At 70.1% G+C, this 24914-nt stretch carries 16 protein-coding genes and 1 tRNA gene; 10 read left to right on the top strand and 7 right to left on the bottom strand.

Translation table 11 applies throughout. The annotated features are described in order from the left end of the window. Nucleotides 1–942 (bottom strand): SOS response-associated peptidase family protein, encoded by a 942-nt coding sequence (locus PV762_RS18105; protein ID WP_421036397.1) that lies wholly within the window; start codon nucleotides 940–942, stop codon nucleotides 1–3. A 97-nt stretch (nucleotides 943–1039) separates the two neighbouring features. After that, on the bottom strand, nucleotides 1040–1894 hold the full coding sequence (locus PV762_RS18100; protein WP_421036396.1) for a metallophosphoesterase: 855 nt from the start codon (nucleotides 1892–1894) through the stop codon (nucleotides 1040–1042). A gap of 68 nt (nucleotides 1895–1962) precedes the next feature. On the opposite strand from PV762_RS18100, the gene PV762_RS18095 reads away from it, so the two are divergent. Then, nucleotides 1963–2124 carry a hypothetical protein gene (locus tag PV762_RS18095; protein WP_421036395.1) on the top strand — a complete coding sequence of 54 codons (162 nt, stop codon included), beginning with the start codon at nucleotides 1963–1965 and terminating at the stop codon, nucleotides 2122–2124. Nucleotides 2125–2139: 15 nt separating this feature from the next. Here PV762_RS18095 and PV762_RS18090 read toward each other — a convergent pair whose 3' ends face one another. The 3 genes from PV762_RS18090 to PV762_RS18080 form a co-directional block, all read right to left on the bottom strand. Then, entirely contained in the window at nucleotides 2140–2709 is a 570-nt protein-coding gene (locus tag PV762_RS18090; protein WP_421036394.1) for a phospholipase D family protein, read from the bottom strand. A 141-nt stretch (nucleotides 2710–2850) separates the two neighbouring features. Beyond that, nucleotides 2851–2927, bottom strand: a tRNA-Arg gene (locus tag PV762_RS18085). Between the two features lie 194 nt (nucleotides 2928–3121). Beyond that, complete coding sequence (locus tag PV762_RS18080; RefSeq protein WP_421036393.1) at nucleotides 3122–5107, bottom strand: OPT family oligopeptide transporter; 1986 nt, start codon at nucleotides 5105–5107, stop codon at nucleotides 3122–3124. Between the two features lie 382 nt (nucleotides 5108–5489). On the opposite strand from PV762_RS18080, the gene PV762_RS18075 reads away from it, so the two are divergent. Beyond that, nucleotides 5490–6947, top strand: coding sequence for a putative bifunctional diguanylate cyclase/phosphodiesterase (locus PV762_RS18075; protein WP_421036392.1), 1458 nt, complete (start codon nucleotides 5490–5492; stop codon nucleotides 6945–6947). Nucleotides 6948–7009: 62 nt separating this feature from the next. Here PV762_RS18075 and PV762_RS18070 read toward each other — a convergent pair whose 3' ends face one another. Further along, entirely contained in the window at nucleotides 7010–8113 is a 1104-nt protein-coding gene (locus PV762_RS18070) for an NADH:flavin oxidoreductase/NADH oxidase (RefSeq protein ID WP_421036391.1), read from the bottom strand. 130 nt (nucleotides 8114–8243) lie between these two features. Here PV762_RS18070 and PV762_RS18065 point away from each other — a divergent pair, with 130 nt between their 5' ends. Continuing rightward, complete coding sequence (locus PV762_RS18065; RefSeq protein ID WP_421036390.1) at nucleotides 8244–9248, top strand: LysR family transcriptional regulator; 1005 nt, start codon at nucleotides 8244–8246, stop codon at nucleotides 9246–9248. Between the two features lie 58 nt (nucleotides 9249–9306). Further along, nucleotides 9307–12534, top strand: coding sequence for a sensor histidine kinase (locus PV762_RS18060; protein WP_421036389.1), 3228 nt, complete (start codon nucleotides 9307–9309; stop codon nucleotides 12532–12534). Between the two features lie 37 nt (nucleotides 12535–12571). On the opposite strand, the gene PV762_RS18055 is transcribed toward PV762_RS18060, so the two are convergent. Then, a complete protein-coding gene (locus PV762_RS18055; RefSeq protein WP_421036388.1) occupies nucleotides 12572–13219 on the bottom strand; it encodes a response regulator in 648 nt (215 codons plus the stop codon). A 198-nt stretch (nucleotides 13220–13417) separates the two neighbouring features. Between PV762_RS18055 and PV762_RS18050 the strand changes: the two genes are divergently transcribed. From PV762_RS18050 to PV762_RS18025, 6 genes are all read left to right on the top strand, one after another. Further along, complete coding sequence (locus PV762_RS18050; RefSeq protein WP_421036387.1) at nucleotides 13418–16420, top strand: ATP-binding protein; 3003 nt, start codon at nucleotides 13418–13420, stop codon at nucleotides 16418–16420. A 171-nt stretch (nucleotides 16421–16591) separates the two neighbouring features. Further along, entirely contained in the window at nucleotides 16592–17989 is a 1398-nt protein-coding gene (locus tag PV762_RS18045; RefSeq protein ID WP_421036386.1) for a GntP family permease, read from the top strand. A 55-nt stretch (nucleotides 17990–18044) separates the two neighbouring features. Beyond that, nucleotides 18045–18830 (top strand): acetoacetate decarboxylase, encoded by a 786-nt coding sequence (locus PV762_RS18040; protein WP_421036385.1) that lies wholly within the window; start codon nucleotides 18045–18047, stop codon nucleotides 18828–18830. A 5-nt stretch (nucleotides 18831–18835) separates the two neighbouring features. Beyond that, nucleotides 18836–19618: a 3-hydroxybutyrate dehydrogenase gene (locus PV762_RS18035; protein ID WP_421036643.1), complete on the top strand. Its 783-nt coding sequence runs from the start codon at nucleotides 18836–18838 to the stop codon at nucleotides 19616–19618. Between the two features lie 145 nt (nucleotides 19619–19763). Continuing rightward, on the top strand, nucleotides 19764–22691 hold the full coding sequence (locus PV762_RS18030) for an ATP-binding protein (RefSeq protein ID WP_421036384.1): 2928 nt from the start codon (nucleotides 19764–19766) through the stop codon (nucleotides 22689–22691). After that, on the top strand, nucleotides 22688–24853 hold the full coding sequence (locus tag PV762_RS18025; protein ID WP_421036383.1) for a TonB-dependent receptor: 2166 nt from the start codon (nucleotides 22688–22690) through the stop codon (nucleotides 24851–24853). The genes PV762_RS18030 and PV762_RS18025 overlap by 4 nt, the downstream gene beginning before the upstream one ends. The last annotated feature ends 61 nt before the right edge of the window (nucleotides 24854–24914 follow it).

The following is a 24914-nucleotide window of genomic DNA, read 5'->3' as shown; positions in this document are numbered from 1 at the left end:
TCAGGCCGCGAGCCGGTGCTCGAAGAACGGTCGCTCCCGGTCGTCGAGCAGGCGCTGCATGGCGTCCAGATCGCCGCGCGGATCCAGCCAGGCGTCCAGGTTCGCTCCCTTGATCGGGATCACGCACCGGTCGTGCCCGGTGGCCGCGATTTCAGGCGGCGGATCGTCGGTGATGGCCGCGAAGGACAGGAGCGGCGGCTCGCCCGGTTCGCCATCCGCTGCCGGCGATTCCCAGCGCGACCACAGGCAGGCCACCAGCATGTCGCCCAACCCCTGGGGTCGGAACTCGAGCACCACCTTCCGCCCGTCGCGCTCGACGATTTCGAAGAAGGCCTCGGCGACCATCACGCCGTGGTTCACGCCGAACTGACCCTTCCAGAAGCCGGACAGGCTGTCGCGCCGCGCGTTGTAGGTGCCGGGGAACTTGGTGTCGAAGAAGGCCGGCTTGCCCGCCGGGCGGCACTGGTAGCGCATCGGCTTGAGCACGCGCTCGCCGTTCTCCATGACGATCACCGGCACGTACCACCCGGGATAGATGCGGGCGTCCTGCTCCTCGGTGGGGAGATCGCGGCGCAGGTCGCCGAGCCAGCGCAGGCGCTGATCGATCTTGTTCATCGCGATGCGGCGGCTGTCCTGGGCGGACTTCGTCGGTTTCGTGGCGAGCTTGCGTTCGGCGTCGGCGACACGGCGCCGCAGGTCGAAAAGCTCCTGCTCCACTTCCGCCGTCCGCGTCTCGCGGTATCGGACGACGGCGTCCCAGGCGCGGCGCTCATCCCCGGTGCTGGGGTTCGCGAACATCGCCTCCATCGTCTTGGGGAGAGGCAGCTTGCGGCCGTCGGCGCGTTCCCAGAAGAGCTCGATGTAATCGGCCAGCGAGATCTTCACGCCCAGTCGGGCACAGAAGGTCTTCCACTCCTGGCGGATACGGGCGCTGTAGCACATGGGGACGATGCTAGCGCCAGCATTGCCGATGGAGCGTCCCTCAATCGCGGGCCATTTTGTCGAGCGATCGCCGAGCGATTGCCGGGATATTGCTGAGCTATTGCCGAGACCGATCGCTCATGGTGAACATCACCCACTCGGGCCGCATGTTGAGGCGGACCGGATAGATGCTGACGCCCAGACCGCTGGTGATGTAGAGCCGCCGGCCGTCGACGTCGACCCAGCCGTGGGTCTGGTCCTTGGGCCAGCCGTGCGGCGCGACCGCGGAGCCGACGAAGGGGATCCAGACCTGACCCCCGTGCGTATGCGCGGCCACGGTGAGCCCGGCCAGGGGGGGCAGTTCGCGCACGCTGGCGGGGTCGTGCATCAGCGTCAGCGCCTGGGCGCCCGGGGGCAGGCGGCGCGTGGCGCGGACCGGATCGCTCTGGCCCGACATCAGGTCGCCAATGCCGACGACCCAGACCGGCGAGTCGGGCAGGGGCACGGCCTCGTTGTGCAGGACCTTGATGCCGGCCGCGCGCAGCGCGCGGTGGAAGCGCGGCCCGTCGGTCCACCAATCGTGGTTGCCGAGCACCGCGTAGACCCCGCGCGGGGCCTTCAGCCGACCAAGCACAGCGGCGACCTGCTCCGGTGTCGTGCCGTCCTCGCCGCGCCCATGGATGAAGTCCCCGGGCAGCAGCACGACGTCGGGCCTGGCGGCGTTGATCGCGTCGACGATGGCGTTCGCCCGCGGAATGGTCATGACGTGCCTGACCTCGTGCGCGATGTGCCAGTCGGAGGCGACCGCGACTTTCAATCCCGGCGGGCCGCGCCAGCCGGGGACCTCGACGGCGATCTCGCGGTGGGCGACCCAGCGCGGCTCGACCACGAATCCCCAGATTGCCAGCAGTGTCAGGGCGAACAGCAGGAAGAGGAGGAACTTGAAGAACTTGCGGAGCGCGGACAGGAGCATCGGGGGCGTCGGGGAAGGGCGTGGATCGGAACGGACAGGCACAGTATCAGGCGCTAAGCTCGCGCCCCATGAATCGCACGATTCCGGCGCAGCAGACGGGCGATCGACGTCACCACCCCGCCGTCACCGCGGCCGGCGTGCGTCGCGTGATCGACCAGATCCGCGTGCGCCTGCCGGCGACCAGGATCCTGCTGCTCGGGATCTTCCCGCGCGGGGCCCGACCGCGCTGACCCGGCTGACCCCGCTCAGGGCACGGGCGGAGCAGCGGCCTTCTCCGGGAACGACTTCGCGTCATAGGGCTTGCCGAGGTCCCAGCGCGACTGCCAGTGCGCGAGGTACTGGCGGACGATCTCCGGCGCATTGCGGATCACGACGACGTTCTCCGAGTTGAGCGTCTCCGCCGAGGGCGCGAAGTTGAACGAGCCCGTCTCCACCGTGTGCCCGTCCACGATGATCGTCTTGTCGTGGTGGATGTGGAAATGGTCATTGGTGCGCAGTTCCACGCCCTGGCTCGTCACGAAGTCCATCGCCTTGCGGCTCGGCTTGTTCTGGTTGCGCTTCTTGTCCACGACCACCTGGACCTGCACGCCGCGCCGCTTCGCGTCGACCAGCGCCTGCATGATGTCCGGCGCCTGGAAGGCGTAGCCCAGCATCTGGATGCGTTCCTTCGCGCCGGCGATGGTCTCCAGCACGAGCTGCCGCGCCGAGCCTTCAGGCGAGAACCCGACCTGGATCTCGGGCTCGGCCCGGGCGACGAGGGATGCGCTCAGCAGGGCTGCGAGCGCGAGGCATCGGATAGTTGTCAATGGGGTCAAGGGATCTCCTCCGTGGCTCCAGCCGGCGACAGCGCCGCGACGATTGCAGCATGTCGCTCCGCAACGAAGCAATGGAAGAGCTTTCAGGTGCGCGACAGCGACGCCTCAGCGCAGGCCCGGCGACGGCCGGCTGCGCATGTGTGGCCTGCCCGGAGGGACTCGAACCCCCGACCTGCTGCTTAGAAGGCAGCTGCTCTATCCAGTTGAGCTACGGGCAGACTGAAATCAGTAGATCTGACGCCCGACGTCCGGAAACGACTTCGGGCCCTTGGAAGGCGTTCCCACGCCTGCCGAAGGGCCCGAATTGTGCCACGCGATCCACCGTCAACGGCGGCCGTGGAACGGTTCGAAGTCGATCCTTGTTCGATCGACTCCCGATCGACTCTCGATTAGCTCAACTTCACGCGCTTCCTCAGATCAGCACGTTCACGATCGCGTTGCCGATGCCCATCAGCGCCGCGCCCGAGATCAGGCCCGCGCAGATCGGCTCGCAGCCGTCCACCCAGCGCTTCCACCCCTTCGTGCCCGGCGTCTTGTAGACCTTGCCCATGATGAAGAACATCATGGCGCCCACCCACATCGCGAAGGTCGACTCCGGCGGCAGCACCACGCCCAGGCCGATCGCCACCGACGACAGCGGGAACTTGCCCTTGGTCGCCATCTTGATGACCTCGATCGCCACCGCGCAGATCGCCGCGATCGCCATCGTGATCAGCGCCGACGCCGGCAGGCTGTGCAGGCCGTTGGCGATGATCTCCGCCACGCCGCGCCATTGCACCGCGGCCGGCATCGAGAACTGGTCCGAGATGATCGTCGCCGTCGTGCGCACGCCGTCGGCGTTCTTCGGCACGAACAGCAGGAAGAACAGCGGCACGCAGAACAGCACGCCCGCCACCACGCCGATGATGTGACCGATCGCCTGGTGGCGCGGCTTGCCGCCCAGCATGTAGCCGGGCTTGATGTCGCTCAGCAGATTGGCCGCGTTCGACGCGATCTCGGCGGTCATGCCCGCCGGCACCAGGTTGGACGCCGGGTTGGAGCGGTCGATGGCACCCATCGTGAACTGCGTGATCTTGGACAGCGCGCCCGTGGGCGTCCACGAGGTCAGCGCCATCGAGTTCGTGCAGATCACCGTCAGCACGAAGATCAGCGGCAGCGAGATCAGCGCCATCAGGAAGGGCACGCCGAAGAAGGCATGCGAGGTCCACGCCGCCAGCACGCCGAAGATCGGCACGCCCACGTAGGAGATCCACAGCGGCACCTCGATGTGATTCAGCAGGTCGCTGCCTTCGCTCTGGCCCGCGGGCTTCTTCTTGAAGACCTTGAACACCGCCAGGAACAGGTCGGGCTTGGCCAGCAGCGTCGTCAGCGAGCCCGCGACCATCATCGCCACGCCCCACCACATCGACCACTGGTTGACGATCTCCACGCGCGAGATCGGGATCAGCGCGCCCGTCGGGCCCACGCGCTGCACGATGTCGCCGGCCTGGATCATGATCGGCGCCAGCACCACGAAGTTGACGAAGGCGCCCAGCAGGCAGCTCGTCGCCACCGCGATGCCCATCAGGCCGCCGACGCCCAGCATCGCCGCATCCAGCGTCAGGCGCAGGCCCAGCGCGCGGATGTCGGTGCCCAGGATCTTGGGGATCCAGATGTCGGCCTTCACGGCCAGGCCGTAGTAGTACTGGTCCAGCCGTTCGTGGAAGGTCCAGGGCTCGGTCATGCCGGCCCACTTGTCCATGCGCAGGATCTTGAACTGCAGCAGCTTCATCCAGCCGTCGCTCACGATGGCCTGGTACAGCGCGGCGGCGCCGGCGACCTTGGCCAGCAGCTTGGCCTTGTAGATGCCTTCGCCGCCTTCGCCGGTGTACAGCGAATCCAGCACCACGCCGCAGGCGCGGCCTTCAGGGAAGGGGAGCTGGTCCTCGTTGATGAAGCGCCGCTTCATCGGGAAGGCCACCAGCACGCCCAGGACGGCGATCACGACCATCCAGATGATCATCTGCCACCATGGCACGATGCGGTCCACCACCAGCATGTAGGCCGCCAGCGACGAGAACAGCGGCGACACCACGTAGCCCGCGGCCGTCGCGATCGACTGGGTGCAGTTGTTCTCCAGGATCGTGTAGTCCGAGGCCCAGCCCAGCGTCGCGAAGATGCGGAACATCGCGAAGGCCAGGATCACCGAGGTCAGCCCCACGCCGACGCTGATGCCGGTCTTGCCGCCGATGTACAGCGAGGTCGCCGCCAGGATGCCGCCCAGCATGAAGCCGGTGAAGCCGGAGCGCAGCGAGAGCTGCGCCATGTCGCCGCGGAAGACGTTCTTGAACCACCACTCGTCCTTCTGCGCGCGCGACCAGGTCTGCACCTGCTCGTCGGTCAAATGCTGTAGCGCCATGCTGTGCTCGATCTTTCCGGGGTCGTCCCCGCTGTCGCGCCGGGCCCCCGGCTCGTGACCAGGAAAGCAGGAAAAGGCGCTGTTTTGAAACAAAAAAACAGCGCGCATTGTCTCTGCCTGACATCGTGCTGACATGACTGTGCGCATGGGGTTTCCACCTATCGGCGCTTGCCTATCGCCCCAATGGGTGGGTGTCGCGCGCAGGCCTCGATCCCCGGACCGATTCGACGCTGTGCGCCCCGGCGGCGCCGAGTTCTTCACAGCCTCCGGTCACAGCAGGTGAGACCTGCCCCCGCATTCCGGTGCTGCGGGCGCACGGAATCGCATTCAGCGCCTAGCATGCGAACTTCCTGCCCTGCTTCCGGAGCCGTTGTTGACGCTGATGTGGGTTCTCCTGGGCGTCCTGCTGGGCGTCGCGCTGACTCTGGCCCTGCTCATGGCGGCGCAGGGACGCTTCAGCGTGCTCGGTCGCTTCGGCCGTCGGCGCCAGCGTGACCGCCTCACCAGCCTGCTGCTGTCGCGCCGCTTCGAGGACGAGTTCGCCGTCACGCTGGAGGCGCTCCAGCGCCGCAACGGTCAGGGCAGTCTGATGTACATCGGCCTGGACGGCTTCCGTCTGGTCAACGACGAACACGGCAAGGAATTCGGCGATTACCTGCTGGTCCGCACCGCCGAGCGGCTGCGCCAGATCGGCGGCAAGAAGGCGCTGGTGGGCCGGCTCGCGGGGGATGAATTCGCCCTCTGGAGCGAGCTGCCGCCGTCGCAGACCGATGCGCTGGTGCGGCAGGTGCTGGACAGCCTGAGCCAACCGGTGGTGATCGGCACGACGCCGCTGCGCGTGGGGCTGTCGGTGGGCGTGGCGATGGCGCCCGAGCACGGCAGTTCGATCCGGCTGATCCGGCGCGCGCAGACGGCGATGCGCTCGGTCAAGCGCCTGGGTGGCAACGGCCACGCGTTCTTCGATGCGGTGCAGGAGGAAGAGCTGCGCGAGGAACTGACGCTGGCGCGCGAGCTGCGCGAGTCGATCAAGAACAAGGAACTGGAGCTGGTCTATCAGCCCAAGATGAACGCGGGCACCATGCAGGTCACCGCGGTCGAGGCGCTGCTGCGCTGGCGGCATCCGACGCTGGGCATGGTGAGCCCGTCGCGCTTCATCCCGATCGCGGAGCGCTACGGCGTGATCGACACGATCGGCGACTGGGTCGCCGACACCGCGCTCGCCCAGGCCGCGCGCTGGCGCGAGATGGGCCTGCGGATGCGCGTCGCGATCAACGTGTCGGGCTACCAGATGCGATCGGACGAGTTCATCGTCCGGCTGGAGAAGGGCCTCAAGAAGCATCGCCTGCGGCCCGAGCGCTTCACGGTCGAGATCACAGAATCCGTCGCGATGGAACACGCCACCGTCACCGGTCGCGCGTTCAAGCGGCTGGGCGCGCTGGGCGTGCACGTGTCGATCGACGATTTCGGCACCGGGTATTCGAGCCTGGGTTCGCTGCGCCTGCTGCCGGCGCAGGAACTCAAGATCGACAGCAGCTTCGTCGCCGATGTGGCGACCAGCGTCGAAGCGCAGGCCATCGTGCGCGCCGTCATCGAGATGGCGCGGGTGCTGCAGCTGAAGGTCGTCGCCGAGGGCGTGGAGACGCCCGCGCAACGCGACCAGCTGGTCGCGATGGGTTGCGACGAGCTGCAGGGCTACCTGTTCGCGAAGCCGATGTCCGCCTTCGCGATCGAGGTGCTGGCGTCGGACGCGGGCAGGGCCACCAGCGGGCATGCCGAGGGCTTCCGGCCGTCGATCTTCGTGGAGACGGCGGCGGTGCCGCTGGACGCGGCGCGGCACTGAGCCGCGCGACGAGGTTCAATCCGACGCCGCGCGGCGCGACCGTGCGCCGCGAACCGCTTCGCTCAGCCCTGCTGGGGCTGATACCGCTCCAGCCAGTGCGCGTACGGCGCGGGCAGCACCCAGGTCGGCTTCTCCTGCTTCAGTTCCTGCGCGGCCTGGTAAGGCCAGTGCGGGTTGGCGAGCAGCGCGCGGCCGATCATGACCAGGTCCAGCTGTCCGTCGGCCACGGCGCGTTCGGCCAGCTGCGGCGTGTGGAAGCCCCACGCCGACGCGACCGGCAGGCCGGTCTCGCGGCGCACCCGCTGCGCGATCGGACCGAGGAAGGCCGGGCCCCACGGCACCTGCGCCTCGGGCGTCGAAAAGCCGACGCTGACGCTCAGCAGATCCAGACCTTCTTCCTTCATCGCGCGCGTCAGGCCGATGGCTTCGGCCAGCGTCTGTTCGTCGCGGCCGTCGTATTCGATGACGCCGAAGCGGGCCGTCAACGGCAGATGCTCGGGCCAGACCCGGCGCACGGCGCGCAGCGTTTCCAGCAGGAAACGACCGCGGTTCTCGGCGCTGCCGCCGAACTCGTCGTCGCGCTGGTTGGCGTGCACGGAGAAGAAGCTCTGCGCCAGATAGCCGTGCGCGAAGTGCAGCTCCAGCCAGCGGAAGCCGGCGTCGCGGGCGCGCTGCGCGGCGGCGACGAAGTCGGCCTGCACGCGGGCGATGTCGTCCTTGTCCATGGCCTTGGGCACCTGCGGCAGGCCTTTGCCGAAGGGCACGGCGGACGGCGACAGCGTGGCCCAGCCGCGCGGATCGCCGGCGGCGATGTGGTCGTCGCCTTCCCAGGGCTTGTGGGCGCTGGCCTTGCGGCCGGCGTGGCCGATCTGGATGCCGGGGACGGCGCCGCCGGCGCCGATGGCCGCGGCCACGCGCGCCAGGCCCGCGGCCTGTTCGTCGTTCCACAGGCCCAGGCAGGCCGGCGTGATGCGGCCCTCGGGCGCGACGCCGGTCGCCTCGACGATCACCAGCCCCGCGCCGCCGCGCGCCAGGCCGGCGTAGTGCGTCAGGTGCCAGTCGTTGACCAGGCCGTCGGTCGCGCTGTACTGGCACATCGGCGGCACGGCGATGCGGTTGCGCAGCACGACATCCTTGAGGGTGAACGGAGAGAACAAGCTGGACATGGAGACCTTGGGCAGGAAGGGAAAGGGAAACGGGGCGGAGCGGGCAGGAAAGACCTGCGCAGGCGCAGTCTAGGAACCGCGATCCATAATGAAAAGCGATGCGGCCTTATTGCCGCGATAAGACTTGCTTATGCTCAATCCTCAATGGCTGCGGAGCTTCGCCACCCTGGCACGCCTGGGCAGCTTCACGCGCGCCGCGGAGGCGCTGGACCTGACGCAGGCGGCGGTCAGCCAGCACGTGCGGCATCTGGAGGCGTCGCTCGGGCCATTGCTGATCCGCCGTCCGAGGGCCATCGAACTGACCCCGGCCGGGCTCGCGACGCTGGACTACTGGCGCGAGCTGGACGAGGCCGACCAGCGCCTGCGCGGCCGGCTCGCCGACGAGGACGCCTGCCAGGGCGAGGTCGGCATGATCACGCCGGGCGGGATCGGCCTCTTCGTCTACCCGCATCTGCTGGACCTGCAGGCGCAGCGCCCGGGGCTGGTGGTGCGACACCGGTTCGCGCCCGATCCCGACGTGTTGCAGGCGGTGCTCGACAACCGCTATGAACTGGGACTGGTCACGCTGCGCCCCGACGACGCCCGGCTCGCGAGCTGCGCGTTCCTGGAGGAGCCGCTGGAGCTGGTGCTGCCCGCCTCGGAGAAGTGCGCGCAATGGGATGACCTGCGGCGCATCGGCTTCATCGATCACCCCGACGGGCAGGCGATGGCCAACCGGCTGCTGAGCCGGCATTTCCCCGGCTCGCCAGGGGTGCGCGACCTGCCGGTGCGCGGCTTCAGCAACCAGATCGGCCTGCTGCTCGAACCGGTGGCGCGCGGCCTGGGGTTCACCGTCCTGACGCAGCACGCGCGTCGCGCCTTCCCCCGTCAAGACGAGATCCGGGTGCTCGATTGCGGCTCGCCGGTGGTGGACACGCTGTGGATGATCCATCGCGCCGAATGGCCGCTCTCGGCGCGCGCGCAGCACGTGGTCGAGCACCTGCGCAAGACCGTGGGCGCGATGGCGCCCAAGTTGGCGAGCACCAAGCCGGCAACTCCGAAGCCAACGAGTCCGAAGCCGGCCACCCAGCCGGCGGGCACGAAGCCGACGAGGACGAAAAGACCCGCCGCGGGGTCAGGTCTTGCGCGTCCATAATCCGCCCGCGCCTTGAGCGACCTTCCCATCCACCGGCCAGCCCTCGACAGGCCAGCGAGTGACCAGAGACCACGCACGACTCGACTGGCGTCTGAGCCAGGCCTGGACCCGGCTGCTGCAGGCGGTCGGCCTCGTCATGGCCGCGCTGCTGCCGCGCACCGGCGCCTGGGCCTTGCCGGCGGATTACAGCGTCGCCGAGCTCTACCAGACGCGGTGGACCGTCCGTGAGGGCGTGCCGACCGGCATCGCCGCCATGGTCCAGACGCCCGACGGCTTCCTCTGGATGGGCTCGCCGGGTGGCCTGTTCCGCTTCGACGGCGTGGAGTTCGAGCGCTTCACCGGCGCCGGCGGCGTGCCTCTCCTGTCGCAGGATATCTATTCCCTGAATGTCGCCGCCGACGGCGCCTTGTGGATCGGTCATCACCTCGGCGGTGTCAGTCGGCTGCATCAGGGGCGGCTCGTCAATTACGGCCCGGAGCAGGGGCTGCCCCGGGCGTCGCTGACCGCATCCGCCCAGGACGGTGACGGGATCCCGTGGGTCGGCACCACCCGCGGTCTGTACCGGCTCGACCGCGATCGCTGGACGGCGGTGAACGCCACCTGGAACGTGCCCCCGGACCCCGTGGATGAGATCGTGCTGGACCGCGATCGCACGCTGTGGGTGATGGCCAACGACCACGTCTACCGGCTCCCGCGCGGCGCGGCCCGTTTCGAGCCGACGGCGGTGAAGATCCGGGGGAGCAACTTCTCCACGCTGCTGCTGCATCCCGACGGCTCCGCGATGGTCTGCGAAGCGACCCGGGTGCTGACCCTCACGCCACCGGCGACTTCGCTCACGACATCGACATCGACATCGACATCGACGCGCGACGTGCCGCCCTGGGTCGACCGTCCGGTGGATCTCGGCGAAAACCGCTGCGGCTTCGACAGCCAGGGTCAACTGTGGTTCGGCAACCCCAAGGGCGGCGGACGCTTCCCGCCCGCGCCACGACAGACCGTCGCGGCGGCGCCGGCGGCGCGCCTGGAGGCCCCGGAACCCGTGTCCCTGCCTGCCGGACCCGCCACCCGGGTCCTCGAAGACCGCGAGGGCAACATGTGGATCGCCACCCGCAGCGGCCTGGAGCGGATCCGCGCGCCGGCGCTCCGCAAGGTGCCGTTCGACCCCGAGGCGATGGAGTTCGGGCTCGCGCCGGCGGGGGATCGCGGCGTCTGGATCGGCACCTCGACCGGCCGCATCGCCCGCGCGCACCCCGGCATCCAGGAACGCATCGCCACCGACCCGCGCTTCAGCATCGGCATCGACGTGCTCTACACCGACCCCGCCGGCACCCTGTGGGTCGCCGCGGGGGATTCGATCTGGCAGCGGCGGACCGACCAGCGCTGGCATCGATCGGCGCGCGTGGCGGCCGCGGCGGCGGCGGAGGGCGGCTACAACTATTCCAGCATCGAGGCGATGACGCAGGACGCACAGGGCGCGATGTGGGTGTCCGTGCTGCGGGTCGGCGTGTACCGCGTCGTCGGCGATCAGTGGACGCTGTGGGGCGGGCGCACCGACATGCCCGGCCACAACGTCACCGCCCTGTTCACCGATACCGCGGGCCGCGTCTGGTTCGGGTATGACGACGGCCTGGTCATCGTCCTGGACGGAGACCGGCTCACGACCGTGGTGCCTGCCGCGGAGGCGCCGCCTCGCCCGGTGCTGGGGGAGGTGTCCGTCTTCGTGCAGCAGGGCGAGACGCTCTGGATCGGCACGCAGAAGGGCTTGTGGCGCCTGGACGGCAAGTTGCACCTTCAGGCTGTCGAAGGGGTGCAGGGCGCCTTCGCCGGCGTCGCCGGCATCGTGCCGACCGCCGACGGCGACCTCTGGCTGACCTCCGTGGAGGCCGCGGTCCGCGTGGGCGCCGATGAGCTGGAACAGGCCCGTCTGCATCCCGGACATCGCGTCCGCCATGAGGCGCTCGACCACCTCGACGGCCTGCCCGGCGTGCTGGACGGGGCCGTGGGCAACAACGGACGGATCTGGTTCGCCACCGTCGACGGCGTGGTGTGGATCGACCCGTCCCGCCGGCTGCGCAACTCGGTGGCGCCGACGGTGGTGCTGAAATCGATCCTCGCCGACGGCAAGGTCTATCCCTTCTCCGCGCTGGAACCGGCGCGCCTGCCGATGCGGACCCACGATCTGAAGATCACCTTCACCGCCTCGAGCCTCACGATGCCGGAGCGGGTGCGTTTCCGGTACCGCCTGGTGGAGGCGGACGCGGAGACGGGCCCGAGAGGCGGGTGGGGTCAGCGAGGTGCGAGTGGTGAGCGCGCCGACAAGGCCGCCGACTGGCAGGACATCGGCCATCACCGCGAGGTCTACTTCCGCGATCTGGCGCCGGGCCGGTACCGGTTCGAGGTGAGCGCCTCCAACAACGATGGCCTGTCGCGCGAGGCCGGCGCCGGCGTCGAGATTGAGATCCCTCCCGCCTTCGTGCAGACGCCGTGGTTCATCGCGCTGTGCGTGATCGCGGTGCTCGCGCTGCTGTGGTGGCTGTCGGTGATGCGTCTGCGCTCGGTCAACGACCGGCTGCGGCTGCGGCTGGAGGAACGCATGGTGGAACGCGAGCGCATCGCGCGCGAGCTCCACGACACCTTCCTGCAGGCCGTGCAGGGCCTGATGCTGCGCTTCCATTCGGCGATGGAAGTCATCCCCGCGCATGAGCCGGCGCGCAAGCTGATGGAGCACGCGCTGGACAGCGCCGACGAGGTGACCGCGCTCGGCCGCGACGCCGTGCTGAACCTGCGCGAGCCGGCGGACGAGTCCATCGATCTCGCCGCCGACTTGCACCTGATCGGCGAACGCTGGTCGCTGGACACCGGCGTCGCCTTCGAGGCCGAGGTCCAGGGCGAGGCGAGGGCGCTCGACCCCATCGCGCTGCAGGAATGCCAGCGCCTGGCCACCGAGGCCTTGAGCAACGCGTTCCGCCACGCCGAGGCCGCGACGGTGCGGCTGGACATCGTCTACACGGCGCGGGCGTTTACGCTGCAGGTGTCGGACGACGGTCGCGGCTTCGACACCGCGCTCAAGCCCAACGGCCGCTGGGGACTGGTCGGCATGCGCGAACGCGCCGCACGTCTGCGGGCGATGCTGGAGGTCCGCTCGAACGCGGGCGGCACCACCGTGCGCCTGCGGGTGCCGGCGCGCGTCGCCTACCGCCGCACGCGCGGCAACTGGTGGCAGCGGCTCGCCGGCGCCGGATCGCGGTCGCGATCCGACGGCCGGCCCGTCAGAGCGCCTCGCTGAACTCCACGTTGAGCGCCACCTTGAGCGCCTCGTGGCGTCAGAGCTCCTCGTTGAGGATGCCGCGCCGCATCGCGATGACGACGGCCTGCAGACGGTCGCTGGCGCCCAGCTTGACCAGGATGTTCTTCATGTGGGACTTGACGGTCTCCTCGGACACGCCCAGCCGGTCCGCGACCTGCTTGTTGGCGCCGCCCGCAGCCACTTCGCCCAGCACCTCGACCTCGCGCGCGGACAGGGCCTCGTCGGTCACCCGGCGGGACAGCTCCAGCGCCACCTCCGCCGCGACATAGCGCTTGCCCGCGGCCACGTCGCGCACGGCGCAGACCAGCTCCTTGCGCAGGGTGTTCTTCAGCAGGTAGCCCCAGGCCCCGATCTTGAGCGCGCGCAGCGCCTGCACGTCGCCGCGGTAGGTGGTCAGCACGACGATGCGCGCCCAGGGCCAGCGCTTGAGGATCTCGCCCATCGCGACCATCCCGTTCATGCGCGGCATCTGCAGGTCCATCAGCGTGACGTCCGGCCGATGGCGTTCGTACATCGCGACGGCCTCGAGGCCGTCCTCGGCCTCCGCGACCAGCGTCATGTCGGGCTGCCCCGAGATGACCGCGCCGATGCCGGTACGGACCATCGGATGGTCGTCGACGACCAGGAGGCGGATCGGGCGATCGGAGGACTCGGACACGGACATGGAAGGCGCGCACGGGACGCGGTTCGGAAACTGCGGACGACCTTAACGCCGCGTTCGCGGCGGGGTCAAGGAAAACGGCGGCGGACTCACTCGATCGAGTGAGACGGCGATCCCTGCGTCGCGGCTGGCGGGGCGGGGACCCCCATCCTAGAGTGCCTGCGGGTCCGGACGTTCGGGCCAAGCCCGGGGGAATGGATCATGAATGTCGCCGAATGGCCTCGCAGGAAATTCGCCTTCGGGCCCTTCACCCTGCTGCCCGATCGTCAGCTGCTGTTGAACGGCGACGTGCCGCTGCGCATCGGCGGACGCGCGCTCGACATCCTGACGGCGCTGGTCGAGCGTCCCGGCGAACTGGTGACCAAGCGGGAACTGATGGCCCGCGCCTGGCCGACCACGGTCGTTGACGAGAGCAATCTCAAGGTCAACATGGCCGGCCTGCGACGCGTGCTCGGCGAAGGCGTGGGCGACCCGCAGTTCATCGCGACCGTCGTGGGACGGGGGTACCGGTTCGTCGCCGATGTGCTGTCGCCGGGGCCGGCCGGCGCGTCAGACCCGTCAGACCCGGCCGACCCGACGGCGTCCGCGATGGCCGATGAGCGGCCGCTGCGCCGCCACAACCTGCCCACCGGCACCACGCGCATCGTCGGCCGGGCGGAGGCGATCGCCACGCTCGCGCAGGACCTGGACGGTGCGCGACTGGTGTCGCTGGTCGGGCCGGGCGGCATCGGCAAGACCACCGTGGCGCTGGCCGTCGCGCAGGGCGCGCTGCCGTCGCTCAAGGACGGCGCGTGGCTGGTGGACCTGGCGCCGTTGAAGGATCCGTCGCTGGTCCCCAACGCGGTCGCGACCGCCCTGGGCATGGCCGCGCATTCGGCCAACATGCTGGCCGCGCTGTGCGGCTTCCTGCACGAGCGCGAACTCCTGCTGGTGCTCGACAGTTGCGAGCACCTCGTCGACGCGGCCGCCGTCTGCGTGAACCGCCTGCTCGCGGAGGCGCCGCGGGTCCGGATCCTGGTCACCAGCCGGGAGCCGCTCTGCCTGCAGAGCGAGCGGGTGCGGCGGCTGCCCGGACTGGAGACCCCGCCGGCGCCGCCCGCGTCATCGGCATCGGTGTCATCGGCATCGGTGGTGTCCGCATCGTCGTCGGTCGCGCCGGTGATGGACCGCGCGCGAGCCCTGAGTTTCCCGGCCGTGGAGCTCTTCGTCGAACGCGCGTCCGACCGGCTCGAATCGTTCCACCTGAGCGACGCGGACGCGCCAGCCGCCGCCGAGATCTGCCGGCGTCTGGACGGCCTCGCGCTCGCGATCGAGCTGGCCGCCACGCGCGTCGACGCCTTCGGCATCGGCGAGATCCTCGCGCTGCTCAATGACCGCTTCCGGCTGCTCAAGGGGCGTCGGTCCGGTCCGGACCGGCACCAGACGCTGATGGCGACCATCGACTGGAGCTTCGATCTCCTGTCGCCCTGCGATCAGACCATCCTGTGCCGGCTTTCCGTCTTCGCCGGCGCCTTCACGCTCTCGTCCGCGGTGGCGGTGGCCGCCGACGGCGGCATCGGTCCCGCCGACGTGGTGGAGGGCGTGGCCACGCTGGTGGCGAAATCGCTGCTCGCGGCGGAGCCGGGCGAGGTCGATCTCGAATACCGGCTGCTCGACACCACGCGCGGCTACGCGTCGGAGAAGCTCGCCGCGCACGACGATCCGGACGGCGTGCGCCTGCGTCACGCCCGGCATGTGCTGGAGCTGGCCGGGCACGCCCGCACGGACGGCGAGGCGCTGACGCAGGCGGACTGGCTCGCCCGTTACGGCGAGACGATCGCCGACATGCGCACGGCGCTGGACTGGAGCTTCTCGCGTCCCGCGCAGGCCGCGCTCGGCGTGCGGCTCACCGTCGCCGCCATCCCCTTGTGGGAACGGCTGTCGCTGCTGGAGGAATGCCGGCTCTTCGTGAAGCGCGCGCTGGAGAACAGCCTCGCCACGGACCGGACCCCGCGGGACGAACTGACCTTGTCCCTGGCGTCCGGCGGCGCGCAGCTCTTCACGCGCGGACCGATGCCGGAGGTCAAGGCGTTGTTCCTGCAGGCCCTGGCGATCGCCGACGGCCTGGGCCGCGGCGACCTGCGGCTGGAGTGCCTCAAACGGCTGTCGGAGTACCACCTGTGGGAAGGCGACTCGCGGGCCTCCCTGGAAGTCTCCGCGGAGATCCGCGTGCTCGCGAGCGCGCAGGGGGACCTGGCCGCGATCGCCAATGCCGATGCCCACGCGGGATCCGCGCTGCATTACCTCGGCGACCTGCACCAGTCGCGCCGTCACCTGGAGGACTTCCTGGCGTCGCCGGTCCAGGCGCGCACCGGCTGGGAGACGGCCCGCTTCCAGTTCGATCAACGCCTGGAGGCCCGCGGGTCGCTCGCGTTCGTGCTCTGGCTGCTGGGGTATTCCGACCAGGCCATCGAGACCGCGCGGCGCCAGCGTGCGGAGGCACAGGCGAGCCACTATGCGGCGCCCGTCTGCTCGTCCATGGTCCTGACCTCGGCGCCGCTGGCCATCTACACGGGCGACTTCGAGGATGCGGACCAGTCCCTGAACTTCGTCGCCCGGTACGCGGCCGAACACGGCCTGCCGATGTGGGGCGCCATGACCGAATGCGTGCGCGTGAAATGGCTGCTCGACGCCGGCAGGGCGGTCGACCAGGCGCGGTACGAGGAGACGCTCGCGATGATCCGCGACGGCAGCCTCGGCATCCGTTATGCGCCGTTCCTGGCCAATCTCGGACACGTGCAATCGCTGCGCGGCGACACCGAAGGCGCGCTGGCGAGCATCGACGAGGCCATCGCCCTGTCCGCGCGCAGCGGCCAGGTCTGGGGCATCCCCGAGATGCTCCGCCTGAAAGGCAGCTACATCGAGGCGGGCCGATCGATGGGCCAGTCGCCGGGCCAGTCGCCGGGCTGGGCGGCCGCGGCGGCCGAGTGCTACCGCCAGTCGATCACGATGGCGCATCAGCAGGCGGCGCTGGCGTGGGAGTTGCGGTCGGCGACCAACCTGGCCGCGTTGTGGTCGGAGGCCGACGCCCGCGCCGATGCCGATGCCGACGTCGCCCTGCGCGATCAGGCCCTCGCGCAGCTGGCGCTCATCTACGGACGATTCAGCGAAGGCTTCGACACCAAGGACCTGCGCAAGGCTCGGAGCGTCCTTCAGGCGACCTGAGGGCAAGGCAACGGGTGACCCTATTCCCGGGGCACCGTGCCTGGCGCGGATGGGGTGGTCGTCGCGTTCTCGTGCCACCAATGGAGGAGGCGGCGACTCCCGCCCGGGGGACGAGGGCGGCGCGGGATCCGACGACAGTGGACCCACTTCCCACCGTCCAGGATTCTTCCGATGTCCCTCCTGATCGTGCTCCTCGCCCTGGGGCTGCTCATCGTCGTCGCCTACCGGGGGCACAGCGTCATCCTGTTCGCGCCGGTGGCCGCGCTGCTGGCCGTGCTGCTGACCGACCCCGGTCTGGTCGCGCCCGTCTACGTGGGTGTCTTCATGGACAAGATGGTGCAGTTCATCAAGCTGTACTTCCCCGTGTTCATGCTGGGCGCGCTGTTCGGCAAGCTCATCGAGATCTCCGGCTTCGCGCGCGCCATCGTGGCCGCCACGATCCGGCTGATGGGCAAGGAGCGCGCGATGCTGTCCATCGTCGTCGTGTGCGCCGCGCTCACCTACGGCGGGGTCTCGCTGTTCGTGGCGGTCTTCGCCGTGTACCCCTTCGCGGCCGAACTGTTCCGCCAGCTCGACATCCCCAAGCGCCTGATCCCCGGCACCATCGCGCTGGGCGCCTTCAGCTTCACGATGGATTCGCTGCCGGGCACGCCGCAGATCCAGAACATCATCCCCACCACCTTCTTCCGGACCACCACCTGGGCCGCGCCGTGGATGGGCACGATAGGCGCCGTGTTCATCCTGATCGCGGGACTGAGCTACCTCGAATGGCGACGCCGGCGCGCCGCCGCCGCGGGCGAGGGCTACGGCCAGCATACGTTGAACGAGCCCGAGAACGAGACGGCCAACGGCGGAGCGATGCCCAACGCCTGGGTGGCCGTCCTGCCGCTGGTCATCGTGGCGGTGAGCAACAAGCTGCTGACCGGCTGGATCCCGCAGCTCTACGGCAAGACCTACACCGTCGCGCTGCCCGGTCTGGCGCACCCCGTCACGGCGGACGTCGGGCCGGTGGTGGCGATCTGGGCCGTCGAGGCGGCGCTGCTGATCGGCATCGCGACCGTGCTCGCCTTCGCCTGGCGGCGGGTGATGCGTTCCTTCGTCGACGGCAGCAAGTCCGCGATCGCCGGGGCGCTGCTGGCGGCCATGAACACGGCCTCGGAGTACGGCTTCGGCGCCGTCATCGCGGCCCTGCCGGGCTTCGCGGTGGTGGCGCACGCGCTCAAGGGCATTCCCAACCCGTTGCTCAACGAGGCCGTGACGGTCACCGTGCTGGCCGGCATCACAGGCTCGGCGTCCGGTGGCATGAGCATCGCGCTGGCCGCGATGGCGGAGCAGTTCATCCAGTCCGCGCAGGCCGCGGGCATCCCGATGGAGGTGCTGCACCGCGTGGCCGCGATGGCCAGCGGCGGCATGGACACGCTGCCGCACAACGGCGCCGTCATCACGCTGCTGGCCGTCTCCGGCCTCACGCACCGCCAGGCCTACGCCGACATCTTCGCGATCACCTGCCTGAAGACGATCGCCGTCTTCGTGGTGATCGCGGTCTACCTGCTCTTCGGGCTCTATTGAGCCGTCGCCCCTCGAGGGCCCGATCCTCTGTCCATCCTCAACCAGGAGTCTTGCCATGCGTGAGCAGGAAGTGCGCGAGCGTGCCTTCGCGATGCCGCTGACCAGTCCGGCCTTTCCGTGCGGGCCCTACCGCTTCATCCACCGCGAGTACCTCATCGTCACCTACGAGACCGACCCGGAGGCGCTGCGCGCCGTGGTGCCCGAGCCGCTGCTGGTGCGCGAGCCGGTCGTGAAGTTCGAATTCATGCGGATGCCGGACTCGACCGGGTTCGGCGATTACACCGAGTCGGGACAGGTGATTCCGGTGAGCTTCAATGGCGAGGCCGGCAGCTACGTGCACGCCATGTTCCTGGACAACGAATCGCCGATCGCCGGCGGCCGCGAGCTGTGGGGCTTCCCGAAGAAGCTGGGCGCGCCCAAGCTCTCGGTCGCCGGCGACACCCTGCTGGGCACGCTCGACTACGGTCCGGTGCGGGTGGCCACGGCGACGATGGGCTTCAAGCACCGGCCCGCGGACCTCGACGCGGTGCGCGCGTCTCTGGCGGCGCCGAACTTCCTGCTCAAGGTGATTCCGCACGTCGACGGCACGCCGCGCATCTGCGAGCTGGTCCGCTATCACACCACCGAGGTCGTGCTCAAGGGCGCGTGGTCGGGACCGGCGGCGCTGGAACTTCATCCCCATGCGCTGGCGCCGCTGACCGACCTGCCGGTCCGGCGCGTCGTGTCGGCCCTGCACTTCGTCGCCGACCTGACGCTCGCGCTGGGCACGGTGGTCCACGACTACCTGCCCGGCAGCTCCACAACTGCTTCCTCCTCCTCCACCTCCACCTCCAAGGCATGAGCAACATGAAACTCAAGGACAAGGTCGCCTTCATCACCGGCGCCGCCAGCGGCATCGGCCGCGAGATCGCCCACTGCTACGCGCGGGAAGGCGCCAGGATCGTGATCGCGGATCTGAACGGGAAGGCCGCAGACGAGGCCGCCGCAGCGCTGGTCGCGACCGGCGCGCAGGCCATCGCCGTCGCGGTGGACGTGGGCGACGAGGCCCAGGTGGACGCGGCCATGGACCGGGCCGTGGAGCACTTCGGCGCCATCGACATCCTGGTGAGCAATGCCGGCGTGCAGATCGTCAAGCCGGTCGACGCCCTGAGCTTCGAGGAATGGAAACGCATGCTGGCGATCCACCTCGACGGCGCCTTCCTCACCACGCGCGCGGCGCTGCGGCACATGTACGCGGCGGGGAGGGGCGGCAGCATCCTCTACATGGGCTCGGTCCACTCGAAGGAGGCGTCGCTGCTCAAGGCGCCGTATGTGACCGCCAAGCACGGGCTGATCGGCCTGGCGAAGGTCGTGGCGAAGGAAGGCGCCAGCCACGGCGTGCGCGCCAACGTCATCTGCCCCGGCTTCGTCCGCACGCCGCTGGTGGACAAGCAGATCCCGGAGCAGGCGGCGACGCTGGGGATCAGCGAGGAGGACGTGATCCGAAAGGTGATGCTCAAGGAGACCGTCGACGGGGAGTTCACCACGCTCGAGGACGTGGCGCAGGTCGCGCTGCTGTTCGCGGCCTTCCCGAGCAATGCCTTGACCGGGCAGTCGCTGGTGGTCAGCCACGGGTGGAACATGCAGTGAGCCGAGGAGTGGACCGTCGATTGGACCGTCGAGAGGACCGCCGGGCAGGCCGTTGGCCGGGCGGCACGGGAAGGGCGCATCCGGCGGGTTAATTCTGGTAAGGCCGTCGTCATGGGCGCGGGCGGACTGCCTACATTGCCTGCCCATGGCGTCCTCTCACAGCTTCAGCTTCGGCCCCTTCGTCCTGATCCCGGGGCGTCAGGTGCTGCTGCGCGACGGCGAGCCGGTGCGTCTGGGCGGCCGCGCGATCGACCTGCTGACGGCCCTGGTCGAGCGCCCAGGCGAGCTGGTCACCAAGGCCGAGCTGATGGCCCGCGCCTGGCCGGACGCTGTCGTCGTGGAGGCCAACCTCAAGGTCAACATGCTGTCGCTGCGGCGCGCGCTCCACGACGACGCGCAGGGCAACCGCTACATCGCCACGGTGACCGGACGGGGCTACCGATTCGTCGTCCCCGTGGCCGCGGCGGCCGCGCTGGCGACGCACGCGCAGGCGCGGGCATCCACGCAGGCATCGGTGCCGGCGCCCCTCGCCGAACGGGACAACAACCTGCCCACCGCCGTCACCAGCCTCTTCGGCCGGGCGGACACGATCGCGGCCCTGCGGCGCGAGATCGACGAGGCCAGGCTGGTGTGCATCACCGGCGCCGGCGGCATCGGCAAGACCACGGTCGCGCTGGCGGTGGCGGAACGCTGCCTCGGCCGGTTCGAGCACGGCGTCTGGCTGGTGGATCTGGCGACCTTCCGGGACCCGGCGCTCACCCCCAACGCCGTCGCGACCGCCGTCGGCCTGAGCAACCATTCGTCGGACGTGATGGCGTCGCTGGGCGAGTTCCTCCGCGAACGACGGCTGCTGCTGGTGCTCGACAACTGCGAGCACGTCGTCGACGCGGTGGCGGCGTGTGCGAACCGCCTGCTGGCGCAGGCGCCCGGCGTCAGGATCCTGGCCACCAGCCGCGAGCCGCTGCTGGTGAAGGGGGAGCGCGTGCGCCAGCTGCAGGCGCTGGGCCTGCCGCCGCGGGACGCGGTCATCGACGCCGTCCAGGCGATGACCTTTCCCGCCGTGCAGCTCTTCGTCGAGCGCGCGACCGACAAGCTGGAGACCTTCCGCCTGACCGATGCGGAGGCGCCCGCGGTGGGCGACATCTGCCGCCGCCTGGACGGCCTGGCCCTGGCCATCGAACTGGCCGCCACGCGGGTGGACGCCTTCGGCGTGCGCGGCCTGCTGGCGCAGCTCGAGGATCGGTTCCGGCTGCTGAAGGGACTGCGCTCGGCGAACGAGCGGCAGCGCACCCTGACGGCCACGCTCGACTGGAGCTACGAACTGCTCGACGACGGGGAGGCGGCGCTGCTGCGCGCGCTCGCCGTCTTCGCCGGGCTGTTCGACGTGAACGACGCGATCGCCGTGTCCGGCGGGACCGCCGAGGCGACGGCCGCGGCCGTCGGCCAGCTCGCGGCCAAGTCGCTGCTGGTGGTCGACATCGACAGCGGCATCGACGACCGCGGGCCCGGCGCCGCCGCCGCGTACCGCATGCTCGAAAGCACGCGCGCCTACGGCCTGGAGCGGCTGAGGCAACAGCCGCTCGACGAGCAGCGTGTCCGGACGCGGCACGCCGAACTGGTCTGCGACGTGCTGACGCGCGCCAGGGGCGAGCGGGCGCGTCTGGCCGCGCCGGCCTGGGGTGTCCGCTACGGCCGGGTGCTCGACGACCTGCGGCTGGCGCTGGCGTGGGCGAGGTCGTCCGGTGCGGACCGGACGCTCCCCATCCGCCTGACCGTGGCGGGCATGCCGGTGTGGGAGCACTTCTCGCTCACCCACGAAAGCCGCTTCCACTTTGCCGCGGCGATCGAGGACCTCGACGCGGCGGGCCTGGCCGGCACGGCGCACGAGATGCAGCTGCGGCTGGGGCTGGGCGCCTCGTCCATGTACACGCAGGGCCTGCAGCTCGAAGCGGTCGGGTCCATGCAGCGTGCGTTGGCGATCGCGCAGGACCTCGGCGACACCGACTGCCAGCTGCGCTGCCTGATGTCGATCAGCGCGTTCCAGATGCTCTCGGGCGAGCTGCGCGCGGGGCAGCGATCGCTCGACCGTTTCGCGGTCATCGCGGCGGCGGTGGACCCCGACATCCTGGTCGCCAGCGAGATCAACCAGGGCGTGGGCGAGCTCATGCTCGGCGAACTGCAGAGCGCCATCCGTCGCTTCGAGGCGGTCCGGCAGCGCGACTTCCGCCAGGCCAGCGCGTCCAGCCTGCGCTTCGTGCTCGATCCGTATGCGCTGGCGGGCGGGATCCTGTGCCAGGCCCAGTGGCTCACGGGCCTGCCGGACACGGCCCTTCGTTCCGCCGAGGCCTGCCTGGAAGCGGGGCGGGCGAGCGGGCATCACCTGACGGTCAACAACGCGCTGTCCATCACCTGCGCGGTGCTGTACTGGACCGGCCGGTACGAGGACTGCGAACGCAACGTGCGCCTGCTGGAGGAGCACTTCAGCCGCCATCGCATCATCACGCGCCGGCCGACGGCGTCGTTCTACCGCGCCGCGCTGTCGTTCTCGCGCGAGGGCGGATCGCCGGAGATCGTGGCCGCGCTGCGCGACGCCATCGAGGATTTCCGCGGCACCAATCACCTGGTGAGGATGCCGTACTACCTGAGCGTGCTGGCGACGGCGCTCGCGCAGTGCGGCCGACTCGACGAGGCCGAGGCCACGATCGCGCAGGCCCTGTCGATCGCGCAGGCGCAGGAGGAGGGCTGGTGCCTGGCGGAAGTGCTGCGCGTGCAGGCGCTGGTGCTGACCGCCCGCGGCCGGCCGGAAGAGGCGGAACGCGTGCTGGCGCTGGCCCTCGACGAAGCCCGCCGTCTGGGCACGCTGTCCTGGTGCCTGCGCGCGGCGATCGACGCGGCCCGGCTGCGATCGGCCCGGGGCGATGCCGCGGGCGGACTCGACCTGCTGCAGTCCGCGCATCAGGCGTTCAGCGAGGGCTTCGAGACCCGCGACCTGCAGGACGCCGCGGCACTCATCGCGTCGCTCAAGTCCTCGCACCACTCATCGCTGCCGCGAGCGGCGCGCGCCTCGTCATGACGCGCATCGCGGTCATGCTCTGGATGAGCGTGGCGACGCTGTCGTCAGCGCAAGCGCAGACATCCTCCGACACCACGACGGCCTCGGAGAAGACCGTCGCGACGCTGCCGGAGGTCGTCGTGACCGCCGAGCGCACCGAGTCGCTGGGCCGACGCACGCCGGTTTCGATGGGCGTGCTGCAGGCGCAGGACATCGAGATCAAGGGCATCACGCAACTGAGCGATCTTGCCGGTCTGATCGCCGGCGTGACGGTCCCGAGCGGCTTCAGCAACACGCCGCAGGCGGTGGGCATCCGCGGCGTGGGCGTCTCGCAGCCGGCGTCGAGCCAGGCGGTCGGCCTCTATGTCGACGACGTGCCGCTGGTGCGCGGTTACGCGACCGCTCTCTGGGACCTGCCCGACATCGTCCGCATCGAAGTGCTGCGCGGCCCGCAGGGCACCTTGTACGGACAGAACTCCAGCGCCGGCGCGGTGAAGATCATCTCCGCCCCGCCGAGCGGCGACGCGACGGCCTGGCTGTCGGCCGGTGTCGGCAATCGCGGCGCGCGCGAGATGCGCGGCCTGGTCAACGGTCGCCTCGGCGACAGCGCGCTCACCGCCAGCCTGGCCTTCTCCCATCGCGAGAACGACGGCTTCGGTTACAACGCGACGCGCCGGGAGCGCATCAACCAGCTCGACGTCACGCAGTTCCGCGCCAAGCTCCGCTGGGAGGTGTCGCCGGCGACGGAGGCCGTGCTGGCGCTGGACGGGCTGCTGGACCGGTCCGACACGAACACCGTCAATTACCCGAGGAACGTGCCGGGCGCGGCCCCGCGCGTCTCGTTCACGAGCGGTCCCGACGGGGACTTCAAGCGCCAGGCCGGCGGGCTGTCGCTGCATCTCGCGCACCGCGTCTCGGACGCGTTGACGCTGTGCTCGATCAGCGCCTGGCGCGCCTACGACGACGATCCGGCCGTGGCGGATTTCGGCGGCCTGCCGGTGCAGCGATTTGGCGTCCGGCAGACCGACGGGCAGAAGGCGTTCTCGCAGGAGCTGCAGGCGCAGGGCAGGAACGGCGATGTCACGTGGACCGCCGGCGCGCTGCTGGTGAGCGACCTGTTCGACTTCGACCGCGTCACCTTGACCTTCCCGCTCGCGGCGGCCGCGCCGCTGTACGGCCGGGCCCTCACCAAGCTGCGGACCGTCGACTTCGGCGTCTACGGACAGGGACGCTGGGTGCTGTCCGAGTCGACCGGCGTCACTGCGGGGCTGCGGGCGTACCGGACCCGCCAGACAGAGACGAATTCCAACTGGGCCACCGACGCAGCGGGGCAGCGACGGCGCGAGGTCTATGCGGCGGGCGATCTCGAGACCTCGTCGTCGGGGTGGCTGCCGCGGCTCGGTGTCGACCATCAGCTCTCGCGCGACCAGTTCCTCTATGCCAGCGTGGCCAAGGGCGAGAAGTTCGGCGGCTTCAACCGCGCCGCGTCCTCCGAGATCTCCGCGCGCTTCGCCGCGAAGCCTGAGCGCGTGACCGCCTATGAAGTCGGGGCGAAAGGGCGTTACCTCGACGGCCGGCTGAGCGCCGATGCCGCGCTGTTCTACAACGACTACCGGGACTATCTGGCCGCCTTGTCCAACCTGGTCGTCGGCGGGGTCCTGGTGCCCGACGCGGTCTTCGCGAACGCCGGCCGGGCCAGGACCTGCGGCGTGGACCTGGAACTGGCGGCGCGGCTCACGCGCGATCTCGACGCGACGATGGCGGTGGAATGGCTGCGCTCGCGCTTCGACCGCTTCGCCAATCCGACCGGGACTGCGGCGAACGACTATGTCGGCAATGAGCTGCCCAACGCGCCGCGCTGGAGCCTGTCGACGGGCCTGCGATACCGGTGGAGCGGATCGGCTGGCGGCGCGTGGCTGATCGACGCGGCGCTGCGCTACACCAGCGGGCGCTTCACCGATCCCGCCAACGCGCGCGCACTGGCCATTCCCGCCGAGACCTACGTCGACGCAGGCGCCGCGTACGAGGCGCCCGGCGGCGGCTGGCGGTTCTCGCTGCAGGTGCGCAACCTCTTCAACCGCACCATCGCCGTGCTGCCCTATGTGATCCCGCCGCTGGGGGTGGATACCGCCTATTACAACCCGCCGCGCACCTGGGTCCTGAACGCCCGGCATCAGTTCTAGGGCCCGCGCCGCGGGCTTCCAACGGCCTTCCCACGGCCTTCCCGCTGGCCTCCCGATGAGC

Source organism: Mitsuaria sp. CC2 (genome assembly GCF_048957715.1).
In the GTDB taxonomy this organism is placed as follows: domain Bacteria; phylum Pseudomonadota; class Gammaproteobacteria; order Burkholderiales; family Burkholderiaceae_C; genus Roseateles.
Note: the sequence above shows the minus strand (reverse complement) of the source record. Positions and strands in the feature narration are given on the sequence as shown.